Source organism: Variovorax sp. PDC80, assembly GCF_900115375.1.
Lineage (GTDB): Bacteria > Pseudomonadota > Gammaproteobacteria > Burkholderiales > Burkholderiaceae_C > Variovorax.
This window is the reverse complement of sequence record NZ_FOWG01000016.1, coordinates 201,178-212,314: the sequence shown is the minus strand read 5'-3', so window position 1 is coordinate 212,314 and position 11,137 is coordinate 201,178. Positions and strand designations below refer to the sequence as shown.

General features: G+C 69.8%; 11 protein-coding genes. All 11 read left to right on the top strand.

Going from position 1 to position 11,137, the window contains the following annotated elements; genetic code table 11:
• Positions 1–294 (top strand): ABC transporter permease subunit (locus tag BM109_RS35245; protein ID WP_143129248.1); only part of this gene is annotated, 294 nt, incomplete at its 5' end.
• Positions 295–311: 17 nt separating this feature from the next.
• Entirely contained in the window at positions 312–1,295 is a 984-nt protein-coding gene (locus BM109_RS35240; protein WP_093353721.1) for an ABC transporter ATP-binding protein, read from the top strand.
• Positions 1,292–2,107 carry an ATP-binding cassette domain-containing protein gene (locus BM109_RS35235; protein ID WP_093353678.1) on the top strand — a complete coding sequence of 272 codons (816 nt, stop codon included), beginning with the start codon at positions 1,292–1,294 and terminating at the stop codon, positions 2,105–2,107. Before BM109_RS35240 ends, BM109_RS35235 begins: the two co-directional genes overlap by 4 nt.
• Positions 2,108–2,143: 36 nt before the next feature.
• The gene (locus BM109_RS35230) at positions 2,144–3,637 is read left to right on the top strand and encodes an ABC transporter substrate-binding protein (protein WP_093353676.1); all 1,494 of its coding nucleotides are present in this window, start codon (positions 2,144–2,146) and stop codon (positions 3,635–3,637) included.
• Positions 3,638–3,641: 4 nt separating this feature from the next.
• Positions 3,642–5,045 carry an amidase gene (locus BM109_RS35225; protein ID WP_093353673.1) on the top strand — a complete coding sequence of 468 codons (1,404 nt, stop codon included), beginning with the start codon at positions 3,642–3,644 and terminating at the stop codon, positions 5,043–5,045.
• Between the two features lie 97 nt (positions 5,046–5,142).
• Positions 5,143–6,591: an aldehyde dehydrogenase family protein gene (locus tag BM109_RS35220; protein WP_093353671.1), complete on the top strand. Its 1,449-nt coding sequence runs from the start codon at positions 5,143–5,145 to the stop codon at positions 6,589–6,591.
• Positions 6,592–6,609: 18 nt separating this feature from the next.
• A complete protein-coding gene (locus BM109_RS35215) occupies positions 6,610–7,515 on the top strand; it encodes an NAD(P)-dependent oxidoreductase (protein WP_093353668.1) in 906 nt (301 codons plus the stop codon).
• A 248-nt stretch (positions 7,516–7,763) separates the two neighbouring features.
• Positions 7,764–8,630: a branched-chain amino acid ABC transporter permease gene (locus BM109_RS35210; RefSeq protein WP_093353666.1), complete on the top strand. Its 867-nt coding sequence runs from the start codon at positions 7,764–7,766 to the stop codon at positions 8,628–8,630.
• Positions 8,630–9,631: a branched-chain amino acid ABC transporter permease gene (locus BM109_RS35205; RefSeq protein WP_093353663.1), complete on the top strand. Its 1,002-nt coding sequence runs from the start codon at positions 8,630–8,632 to the stop codon at positions 9,629–9,631. The genes BM109_RS35210 and BM109_RS35205 overlap by 1 nt, the downstream gene beginning before the upstream one ends.
• Positions 9,624–10,388, top strand: a complete 765-nt coding sequence (locus tag BM109_RS35200) for an ABC transporter ATP-binding protein (RefSeq protein WP_093353660.1) — start codon at positions 9,624–9,626, stop codon at positions 10,386–10,388. Before BM109_RS35205 ends, BM109_RS35200 begins: the two co-directional genes overlap by 8 nt.
• Positions 10,375–11,082, top strand: coding sequence for an ABC transporter ATP-binding protein (locus BM109_RS35195; protein WP_093353658.1), 708 nt, complete (start codon positions 10,375–10,377; stop codon positions 11,080–11,082). Before BM109_RS35200 ends, BM109_RS35195 begins: the two co-directional genes overlap by 14 nt.
• The last annotated feature ends 55 nt before the right edge of the window (positions 11,083–11,137 follow it).

Sequence of the window (11,137 nt, the reverse complement as noted above, 5' to 3'; positions counted from 1 at the left end):
ATCACCATGCAGCACGTGCTGCCCAACATCTCGGCGGTGCTGATCGTGCAGATCACCATCCGCTTCGCCATCGCGATCCTGGCCGAGGCCGCCCTGTCCTACCTCGGCCTGGGCACGCAGCCGCCGCAACCGTCCTGGGGCCGCATGCTCAGCGAGGCGCAGACCTTGATGTTCCAGCAGCCCCTGCTGGCCGTCTTCCCGGGCATGGCCATCGCGCTGGCGGTGCTGGGCCTGAACCTGCTGGGCGATGGCCTGCGCGACCTGCTTGATCCGCGCCTGGCGCGCGCGAGGTGAGCGCAAAAGTGAACCCCATGCCCCTCCTCGAAGTCGACAACCTCCACATCGGCCTGCAGACCCAGCGCGGCCCCGCCCAGGCCGTGCGCGGCGTCTCCTTCTCGCTCGAGCGCGGCCAGACCCTCGGCATCGTGGGCGAGTCGGGCTGCGGCAAGTCCATCACGGTCATGTCCCTCATGGGCCTCTTGCCGGCCACCGCCAAGGTCACCGGCAGCATCCGCCTGGACGGCCAGGAGCTCATCGGGCAGCCCGAGTCCGCCATGTGCCGGATCCGCGGCAACCGCATCGGCATGATCTTCCAGGAGCCGATGACGGCCCTGAACCCGGTCCACACCATCGCGCGCCAAGTCGGCGAGCCGCTGCGGCTGCACCGAGGCCTCACCGCCAAGCAGGCCCGAGCCGAGGCGCTGAACCTGCTGCAGCGCGTGGGCATTCCCGACGCGGCCTCGCGCCTGGATGCCTATCCGCACCAGTTCTCGGGCGGCCAGAGGCAGCGCATCGGCATCGCCATGGCGCTGGCCTGCGGGCCCGACCTGCTGATCGCCGACGAACCCACCACCGCCCTGGACGTGACGATCCAGAAGCAGGTGCTCGACCTGATCCAGAACCTGGTGGCCGAGATGGGCATGGCGCTGATCCTGATCTCGCACGACCTGGGCGTGATCGCCAACAGCGTGCAGCGCATGCTCGTGATGTATGGCGGCAGCGTGGTGGAGAGCGGGCCCACACGCGCCCTCTTCGCGAACCGCGCGCATCCGTACACCAAGGGGCTGTTCGCGGCGCGGCCGGTGATCGGGGCGCCGAAGGGGCAGCGGCTGGCGACCATCCGGGGCAGCGTGCCCGAGCTGGTGGACCTGCCCGCGGGCTGTCCGTTCGCGGGGCGCTGCAGCTACACGGTCGATGCCTGCCGGTCGACGCGGCCACCCGCGGTGATGCTGCCCGACGACCATGCGGTGCGCTGCATCCGGCTCGACGAGATCGAAGCGGAGGCCGTGGCATGAGCACGACCACCACCAACAACACACCGCTGCTGCAGGTCACCGACCTGGTCCGACACTACGCCCTGCCGCGCGAGAAGCTGCTGGGCCCACCGCCCACGGTCAAGGCGCTCAATGGCGTGAGCTTCGAGGTGCAGGCCGGGCGCAGCGTGGGGATCGTCGGCGAGTCCGGTTCGGGCAAGTCGACCATCGCACGCCTCGTGATGGCGCTCGACAAGCCCACCTCGGGCAGCGTGAAGCTCGAGGGGCGCGAGTTGCATGCACTGAGCAAGGACGAACTGCGCACCGCCCGGCGCGACTTCCAGATGGTCTTCCAGGACCCCTACGGCTCCCTCGACCCACGCCAGACGGTCGCGCGCATCGTGGCCGAGCCGCTCGAAGCGCTGGCCCAGGTCTCGAAGAAGGAGCAACGCGAGCGCGCCGCCGAATCCCTCGCCGCCGTGGGCCTGCGCCCCACCGACCTCGACAAGTACCCGCACGAGTTCTCGGGCGGCCAGCGCCAGCGCATCGCGATCGCCCGCGCCCTCATCACCCGCCCCAAGCTCATCGTCGCCGACGAGCCCGTGAGCGCCCTGGACGTCTCCGTGCAGGCCCAGGTGCTCAACCTCATGCAGGACCTGCAGCAGCAGTTCGGCATCAGCTACCTGCTCATCAGCCATGACCTCGCCGTCGTCAACCACCTGTGCGACGAAGTGTGCGTGGTCTTCAAGGGGCAGATCGTCGAGCGCGGGACGCCGCAGGCGCTGTTCGCCAACGCCCAGCACCCGTACACGCGCACGCTGCTCGGCGCCGTGCTGCAGGCACCGGCCCACTGATTTTTTTCTGTTGTCTTTTCCAGGAGCTATCGAAGTATGTTGAAGCGACGCACCCTCATGACGTCCGCCATGGCCGCGGCCATCCCGGGCGTCTTCCTGCCGCAGGCGCGCGCGCAGGCCGGCAAGAACACGCTGACCATCGGCATGCCGCTCGAACCGCCGGGCCTGGACCCGACCACGGGCGCGGCCTCGGCCATCGCCGAGATCACGCAGTACAACATCTTCGAGACGCTGACCAAGGTCAACGCCGACGGCTCCGTCACGCCGATGCTGGCCGAGAGCTGGACCTCCTCGCCCGACATGAAGACCTTCGTCTTCAAGCTCAAGCGCGGCGTCAAGTTCCAGAACGGCGAGCCCTTCAACGCGGCGGTGGTGAAGTTCTCCTTCGACCGCGCGGGCAACGCCAAGAGCACCAACAAGGACAAGCGCTTCTTCAGCGAGATCGGCACCGTGGTGCTCGACGAGCACACGGTGGGCGTGAACAGCACGCTGCCCAATCCCGACCTGCCCTTCATGCTGGGCCAGTCCACCGCCTGCCTGGTCGAGCCCAAGAGCGCCGACACCAATGCCACGCAGCCCGTGGGCACCGGCCCCTACAAGCTCGGCGGCTGGCAGCGCGGCGCCTCGTGCACGCTGGTCAAGTCCACCACCTACCGCGATCCGGCGCAGGCCAAGATCGAGCGCTTCGTGTTCCGCTTCATGTCGGACACCGCGGCCCAGACCGCCGCGCTGCTGTCGGGCGACATCGACATCTTCCCGCGCGCGGGCACGCGCTCGGTGAGCCAGTTCAAGGGCAACAACCGCTTCCAGGTGATCGAGGTCGGCACGCGCGGCAAGGTGATCCTCACCATCAACAACCGCAAGAAGCCGCTCGACGACGTGCGCGTGCGCCGCGCGATCCTGGCGGCGATCGACCGCAACGCGATCGTGCAGGGCGCGGCCGACGGCTTCGGCAAGCCCATCGGCAGCCACTACGCGCTGGGCGCGCCGGGCTTCGTCGACACCACGGCGATGAATCCCTTCGACGTCGAGAAGGCGAAGAAGCTCTTGGCCGAGGCCGGCGTGAAGACGCCGCTCGAGCTGCGCCTGCAGCTGCCGCCGCCGTCGTATGCACGCCAGGGCGGCGAGGTGATCGCCGCGCAGCTCGCGCAGATCGGCATCAACGTGAAGATCCAGAACGTGGAATGGGCCCAGTGGCTCAGCGGCACCTTCGGCGGCGCGCACGACTTCGACCTCACGATGGTCGCGCACGTCGAGCCCTTCGACCTCGTGAAGTACACCGAGCCCGACTACTACTGGGGCTACGACTCGAAGAAGTTCCGCGACCTCTACGTCGCGATCCAGAACGAGGAGAACAAGAAGCGCCGCGCCGACCTGCTGGGCGACGCGCAGAAGATGCTCGCGACCGACGCGGTCAACGGCTTCCTCTACCAGGCCGTGTTCCCGACCATCGCGCGCAAGGAAGTCAAGGGCCTGTGGCCCAGCATGCCGATCGTGGTGAACGACCTCGCGGCCATCTCGTGGAGCTGATGCGATGACGACGAAGAACCTGTACGACCTCGGCGCGGCCGAGCTCGTCGCCGCCTACGCACGCCGCGAACTCTCGCCGGTCGAGGTGGCGCGCTCGGTCAATGCGCGCATCGAGGCGCTCGAGCCCAGGCTCTGCGCCACCTGGCTGTTCCGCCCCGAGCTCGCGCTCGAGCAGGCGCGCGCCTCCGAGGCGCGCTGGCTCGCCGGCACGCAGCGCGGCGCGCTCGACGGCGTGCCCGTGACCATCAAGGACAACCTCGCGACCGCGGGCGACCCGATGCCGCTGGGCACCGCCGCCTATCCACTGGTGCCGATGGCGCAGGACTCGCCGCCCGCCGCGCGCCTCAAGGAGGACGGCACGGTGCTCGTGGCCAAGACCACCATGCCCGACGTGGGCATGCTGTCCTCGGGCCTGTCGACCTTCCACCATCTGTCGCGCAATCCCTGGGACCTGTCGCGCACGCCGGGCGGCTCGAGCGCCGGCGCCGGCTCGGCCGCCGCGGCCGGCTACGGCCCGCTGCACGTGGGCACCGACATCGGCGGCTCGCTGCGCCTGCCCGCGAGCTGGTGCGGCATCTACTCGCTCAAGCCCAGCTTCGGCCGCATCCCGCTGAGCACGCCCTACATGGGCCGCTGCGCCGGCCCGATGACGCGCACCGTGGAAGACTCGGCGCTGATGATGGCCTCGATGGCCCAGCCCGACGCGCGCGACTACTCCGAGCTGCCGCCCGGCGCGATCGACTGGGCCGCCTTCGCGGTCGAGCCCGATTTCATCAAGGGCAAGCGCGTGGGCCTGCTGATGGACGCGGGCTGCGGCCTGCCGCTCGATCCGCAGATCGCCGAGGCGGTGCGCCGCGCCGCGAAGCGCATCGAGGACGCGGGCGCGCACGTCGAGCCGATGCAGCCCTTCATGACGCCGAAGATGCTGCAGGGCATGGACCACTTCTGGCGCATGCGCTCGCTGAGCGACCTGCGCACGATGAGCGCCGAGCAGCGCGCGAAGATGCTGCCCTACATCCTGACCTGGGCCGAGAGCGCGGCCGGGTTCTCGGGCGAGCACATCTACGAGGCCTACAGCCAGTTCATCGCCACGCGCGCCGCGGCGGTGGCGGCCACGGTCGGCTTCGACTTCGTGCTCTCGCCGGTGTCGCCCAACATGCCCGCGCCCGCGGAGCATGCCTCGCCCACCAACGACCCGCTGCGCTCGCTCGAGCACATCGGCTTCACCGTGCCCTACAACATGTCGGAGCAGCCGGCGGCCTCGATCAACTGCGGCTACTCCGCCGAGGGCCTGCCGATCGGCCTGCAGATCATCGGCCGGCGCTTCGACGACCTCGGCGTGCTGCAGTTCAGCCGCGCCTTCGAGCAGATCCGCGAGCCGCAGAAGCCCTGGCCCGAACTCGGCTGAAGCGCTTGTCCGACACTGGGCGGCGCGCGAGCCTCTCGCGCACCGCCCCCGTTTTTCCGCGGCGCCCCGCCGGCGCCGCCCGCAAGGAGACACCCCCATGAACCCCACCCACTTCATCGACGGCCGGCGCGTGCCCTCGGAAGGCAACGCCACCATCGACGTGATCGACCCCAGCGACGGCGAGCGCTTCGGCCAGCTCGCGCGCGGCACCGCGGGCGACATCGATGCCGCCGTGAAGGCCGCGCGCCGCGCGGTCGGCGAGAACTTCGACGGCCCCTGGGGCGCGCTGAGCGCGCTCGAGCGCGGCCGGCTGATGGCCAAGCTCGGCGCGGCCGTGCTCGCCCACCACGAGGAACTGGCCCAGCTCGAGGCGCGCGACACCGGCAAGGCGCTGCGCGTGGCGCGCAACGACGCCACCGCGCTCGCGCGCTACATGGAGTACTACGCCGGCGCCTGCGACAAGCTGCACGGCGATACCCTGCCCTACGAGCGCGGCTACACCGTGCTCACCGTGCGCGTGCCGCACGGCGTGACCGGCCACATCATTCCCTGGAACTACCCGATGCAGATCGCGGGCCGCAGCGTGGGCGCCGCGCTGGCCGCGGGCAACGCCTGCGTGGTCAAGCCGGCCGAGGACGCGAGCCTCTCGCTGCTGCGCCTGGCCGAGCTGGCGGCCGAGGTCGGCTTTCCGGCCGGCACGCTCAACGTGGTCACGGGCTACGGCAAGGAAGCCGGCGCGGCGCTGTGCGCGCACCCGGGCATCGACCACATCTCCTTCACCGGCTCCACCGTCACCGGCCGCAGCGTGGGCCTGGCGGCCGCCGAGCGCCACTGCCCCGTGACGCTGGAGCTGGGCGGCAAGTCGCCGCAGATCGTGTTCGCCGACGCCGACCTCGACGCGGCCGAGCCGGTGCTGGTCAACGCCATCATCCAGAACGCCGGCCAGACCTGCTCGGCCGGCAGCCGGGTGCTGGTCGAGCAGTCGATCTACGAAGAGGTGGTGCAGCGGCTCGCGAAGCGCTTCTCGGCCGTGCGCGCCGGCCCGCCGGCCGACGACCTCGACATGGGCCCGCTGATCAACGAGAAGCAGTTCCGCCAGGTGCGCGACATGGTCGCCACCGCCGAGGCCCAGGGCCTGAAGGTGGCCGCGCGCGGCAGCGTGGCGCCCAGTGCATCGGCCCAGGGCTTCTACCAGGAGGCCGTGCTGTTCCGCGACGTGCCCGGCGACAGCGACATCGCGCAGCGCGAGATCTTCGGCCCGGTGCTGGCGCTCACGCCCTTCGCCGACGAGGCCGAGGCCGTGCGCCTGGCCAACGGCACCGACTTCGGCCTGGTGGCCGGCATCTGGACGCGCGACGGCGCCCGCCAGCTGCGCATGGCGCACAAGATGCACTGCGGCCAGGTCTTCATCAACAATTACGGCGCGGCCGGCGGCGTGGAACTGCCCTTCGGCGGCGTGAAGTCCTCGGGCTTCGGCCGCGAGAAGGGCTTCGAGGCCCTGCTCGGCTTCACCACCCTCAAGACCATCGCGATCAAGCACGGATAAGCAAGGCGGAAACGAACCATGGCATTGAACGAACAAGAGAAGGCGGCCGCTCCCAAGCGCCGCGTGGGCCTGGTGGGCGTGGGCCTGATGGGCAGCGGCATCGCGCAGAACATCGTGGGCCACGGCCATGCGCTCACGGTGCTCGAGCACCCGGGCAACCAGCCGATCGACGCCCTGCTCGCGGCCGGCGCGACCTCCACGCCCGACGTGGCGAAGCTCGCAGCCGAGGTCGACGTGCTGATCCTCTGCGTGACGGGCACGCCGCAGGTCGAGGCCGTGATGCTCGGCGAGAAGGGCGCGCTGTCGGCCCTGCGCCCCGGCACCGTGGTGGTCGACTGCTCGACAGCGGTGCCCGAATCCACCTCGCGCGTGGCGCGCGCCGTCGAGACCAGGGGCGGCCATTTTCTCGACGCGCCGATGACCCGCACCGCCAAGGAAGCGGCCGAAGGCAGGCTCAACCTGCTGGTGGGCGGCGACGCCGAGGTGCTGGCTTCCTGCCTGCCGCTGCTGCGTGCCTTCGCCGAGAACGTCACGCACGTGGGCGGCATCGGCGCCGGCCATGCGATGAAGCTGCTGCACAACTTCGTCTCGCTGGGCACTGTGGCGCTGCTGTGCGAGGCCGCGGCCTGCGCCGAGCGCGCGGGCGTCAAGCCCGAGGTATTCGTCGACGTGCTGGCCAAGGGCGGCGGCAACGGCGTCGCGCTCGAGCGCGTCAAGCCCAAGCTCCTGACCGGCAGCACCGATTCGCTCAAGTTCTCGATGGCCAACGCCAAGAAGGACCTGGGCTACTACAACGACATGGCCGAGCAGTCCTCGTCCGCGCACGGCATCGCCCAGGCGGTCGACGCGCTGCTCACGCGCGGCGTCGACACCTTCGGCGGCGACCGCATGGTGCTGGACCTGGTCGAGGCGCTCAAGCGCTGAACCCGGCGCTGGAAACGCCCTCGCGCGGGCGTTTCCAGCGCAGGTTCGCGCGACGCCCGCATGACCGCCGGGCCCCGCGCGACCCCATACCCGTTTTTCGAAGTCGCTGAAGCGACAAGGCAAGTTCGGGCAAACCTCAGTCGACGCGGCCACACCGCGCTTCCACAATCCTCCGCTGGACCCCGACGACACCGACCTCCAGAGCCGGTGCGCGGGTGAATGCCGTTGCGGCAACTGCGAGGATCGACGTGGAACTGTTCTTTCAGCAACTGCTCAACGGCCTGACCGTGGGCGGCGTCTACAGCCTGGTGGCCCTGGGCCTCACGCTGGTCTACGGCATCCTGCACGTGCCGAACTTCGCGCACGGCGCCTTCTACATGGCCGGGGCCTTCGCGGGCTACTACCTGATGGCGCGGCTGGGCCTCAACTACTGGATCGCCATGGCCGGCGCGGCGGTGGTGGTCGCGGTGATCGCGATGCTGGCCGAGCGGCTGGTGTTCCATCCGCTGCGCAACGCGCCCGAGCTGCACGACATGATCGCCGCCATCGGCATCCTGCTGTTCATCGAGGCCGGTGCGCAGGCCATCTTCGGCGCCGACTTCCACCGCATGCCCACGCCCTACGGCCAGATCGTCGAGGTGTTCGGGCTCACGGCGCCGCTGCAGCGCCTGCTGATCATCGCGGGCGCCTTCGGGCTGATGGTGCTGCTGCACCTGTTCCTCAACCACACGGTGCTGGGCTCGACCATCATCGCGATGGCGCAGAACCGCGACGGCGCGGCGCTGGTGGGCATCGACGCCACGCGCGTCACGCTGCTGGTGTTCGCGATCTCGGGCGCGCTGGCGGCGGTGGCCGCGGTGCTCTACGCGCCGATCAACCTGGTCTACCCGAGCATGGGCAACCTGGTGATCACCAAGGCCTTCGTGATCATCATCCTCGGCGGCATGGGCAGCTTCCCGGGCGCCATCGTCGGCGGCTTGATCATCGGCATGGCCGAGAGCTTCGGCGGCTTCTACTTCTCGACCGACTACAAGGACATCATCGCCTTCGTGCTGCTGGTGGTGATCCTGTCGCTGCGCCCGCAGGGCCTGTTCACGCCGAAGGGAGCGCGCTGATGGGATCGCTGCTGCAAGGCAAGGCCGGCTGGGCCGTGCTCGCGCTGATCGCGCTGGCCTTTCCGCTGTTCGCGCCCAACAACTACCTGATCTCGGTGGCGACGCAGGCCTTCATCATGGCCATCGCCGCGCTGGGCCTGAACCTGATCACCGGCTACACGGGCCAGTTCAACCTCGCGCACGGCGCCTTCATGGCCGTGGGCGCCTACACGGTGGGCATCCTCACGGTCGACCACCAGGTGCCGTTCTGGATCGCGTTCGCGCTCGCGGGCGTGGTCACGGGCGTGCTGGGCTTCTTCATCGGCATCCTGTCGCTGCGCCTGAAGGGCCACTACTTCTCGATCTTCACGCTGTGCGTGAGCTACATCATGTTCCTGCTGATCGAGAAGTGGGAGAGCCTCACGCACGGTCCGGTGGGCATCATGGGCATCCCCTCGCCCACGGGCATCGGGCCGCTGCAGTTCGGCACGCCGCTGTCGCAGTACTACCTGGTGCTGGCCTTCCTCGCGCTGGGCATCTGGGTCATGGCGCGCATCGTGCGCTCGCTGCTGGGCCGCAGCTTCATGGCGGTGCGCAACAGCGACGAGCTGGCCGAGGCGCTCGGCACCGACCTGATGCGCACCAAGACGCTGTCGTTCGTGCTGTCGGTGATCTACGCCGGTTTCGCGGGCGCGCTCTACGCGGGCCAGGTGCGCTTCCTCGGCCCCGACCTGGCGAGCGAGGCCGTGACCTTCGACCTCGTGATGTTCGTGCTGGTGGGCGGCATCGGCACGCTGCTCGGCCCGCTGGTGGGCACCTTCCTCGTCACCGGCCTCACGCAGAGCCTGCAGTTCCTGCAGGACTACCGCATGGTGGTGTTCGGCCCGGTGCTGATCGCGCTGATCATCTTCCTGCCCGACGGCATCGTCGGCACCTGGCTCAAGCGCCGCGCGCGCCGTGCCGATGCGCGGCGGGCCGCGGCCTCCGCCGCCACCGTGCAGGAGGTGCAGCGCCATGCTTGAGATCGAGGGCCTCACCAAGCAGTTCTTCGGCCTGACCGCGGTCGACAGCGTGAGCACGCGCTTCGAACGCGGCCAGATCAGCGCCATCATCGGCCCCAACGGCGCCGGCAAGACCACCTTCTTCAACCTGGTGGCGGGCACGCACAAGCCGAGCGCGGGCCGCATCGCCTTCGAGGGCCGCGACGTCACGGGCATGCGCCCCGACCACGTGGCGCGGCTGGGCATCGCGCGCACCTTCCAGACCACGCACCTGTTCGACAACGCCACCGTGCTCGACAACCTGATCGTGGGCCACCGGCTGCGCACGCACTCGGGCCTGTGGGACGTGCTGATCGGCAGCCGCCGCCTGCGCGAGGAAGAGAAGCTGTGCCGCGACAAGGCGCAGGAGGCGCTGGATTTCGTGGGCCTCTCGCACATCGCCAACCGCATCGCGGCCGACATCACGCAGGAGGAGCGCAAGCGCGTGGCCTTCGCGCTCGCGCTGGCGACCGACCCGCAGCTGCTCCTGCTCGACGAACCCGCGGGCGGCGTGAACCCCGAGGAGACCGTGGGCCTGGCGGCGCTGATCCGCAAGCTGGTGGCGCACGGCAAGACCGTGTGCCTGATCGAGCACAAGATGGACATGATCATGCAGCTGGCCGACAAGATCGTCGTGCTCAACAACGGCGCCAAGATCGCCGAGGGAACGCCCGCCGAGATCCGCCGCGATCCACAGGTGATCGAGGCCTACCTGGGGACCGACCATGCTGCGGTTTGAGGGCGTCGACCTCCACTACGGCAGCTTTCGCGCGCTCAGCGGCGTGAGCCTGCATGCCGATCCGGGCGAGCTGGTGGTGCTGCTGGGCGCCAACGGCGCGGGCAAGACCTCGATCTTCATGGCCGCCAGCGGCATCCGCCGCCCGAGCGCGGGCCGCATCCGCCTGGGCGACGGCGACATCACGGGCCAGCGCCCGGCGCAGATCGTGGCCTCGGGCCTGGTGCACTGCCCCGAGGGCCGCAAGCTGTTCCCGATGATGACGGTGCGCAAGAACCTCACGCTGGGCGCCTATGTGCACCGCGGCGACAAGGCCGGCATCCAGCGCTCGCTCGACGAGGTGTTCTCGCTGTTCCCGATCCTCGCGGCCAAGCAGAACGATCCCGCGGGCTCGCTGTCGGGCGGCCAGCAGCAGATGGTGGCGATCGGCCGCGCGATGCTCGGGCGGCCCAAGGTGCTGCTGCTCGACGAGCCCTCGCTGGGCCTGGCGCCGCTGATCGTGAAGCAGGTGTTCGAGGTGATCCAGCGCATCAACCAGCAGGGCACCACGGTGCTGCTGGCCGAGCAGAACGCCTACTCGGCGCTGGCCATCGCGCACCGCGCCTACGTCATCGAGCGCGGCCGCATCGCGCTCGAGGGTGACCGCGAGTCGCTGCTGCACAACGAGGCGGTGCGCGCCGCCTACATCGGCGCCTGAGCCGCGCGCCGGTCCCCGCTTTTTTCCTCGCCCCCCAACTACAGGAGACAACGCC

What these genes read in the sequence shown, in the direction of transcription:
- BM109_RS35240 (WP_093353721.1), top strand. Translation starts at nt 312, where the DNA reads ATGCCCCTCCTCGAAGTCGACAACCTCCACATCGGCCTGCAGACCCAG.
- BM109_RS35235 (WP_093353678.1), top strand. Translation starts at nt 1,292, where the DNA reads ATGAGCACGACCACCACCAACAACACACCGCTGCTGCAGGTCACCGAC.
- BM109_RS35230 (WP_093353676.1), top strand. Translation starts at nt 2,144, where the DNA reads ATGTTGAAGCGACGCACCCTCATGACGTCCGCCATGGCCGCGGCCATC.
- BM109_RS35225 (WP_093353673.1), top strand. Translation starts at nt 3,642, where the DNA reads ATGACGACGAAGAACCTGTACGACCTCGGCGCGGCCGAGCTCGTCGCC.
- BM109_RS35220 (WP_093353671.1), top strand. Translation starts at nt 5,143, where the DNA reads ATGAACCCCACCCACTTCATCGACGGCCGGCGCGTGCCCTCGGAAGGC.
- BM109_RS35215 (WP_093353668.1), top strand. Translation starts at nt 6,610, where the DNA reads ATGGCATTGAACGAACAAGAGAAGGCGGCCGCTCCCAAGCGCCGCGTG.
- BM109_RS35205 (WP_093353663.1), top strand. Translation starts at nt 8,630, where the DNA reads ATGGGATCGCTGCTGCAAGGCAAGGCCGGCTGGGCCGTGCTCGCGCTG.
- BM109_RS35200 (WP_093353660.1), top strand. Translation starts at nt 9,624, where the DNA reads ATGCTTGAGATCGAGGGCCTCACCAAGCAGTTCTTCGGCCTGACCGCG.
- BM109_RS35195 (WP_093353658.1), top strand. Translation starts at nt 10,375, where the DNA reads ATGCTGCGGTTTGAGGGCGTCGACCTCCACTACGGCAGCTTTCGCGCG.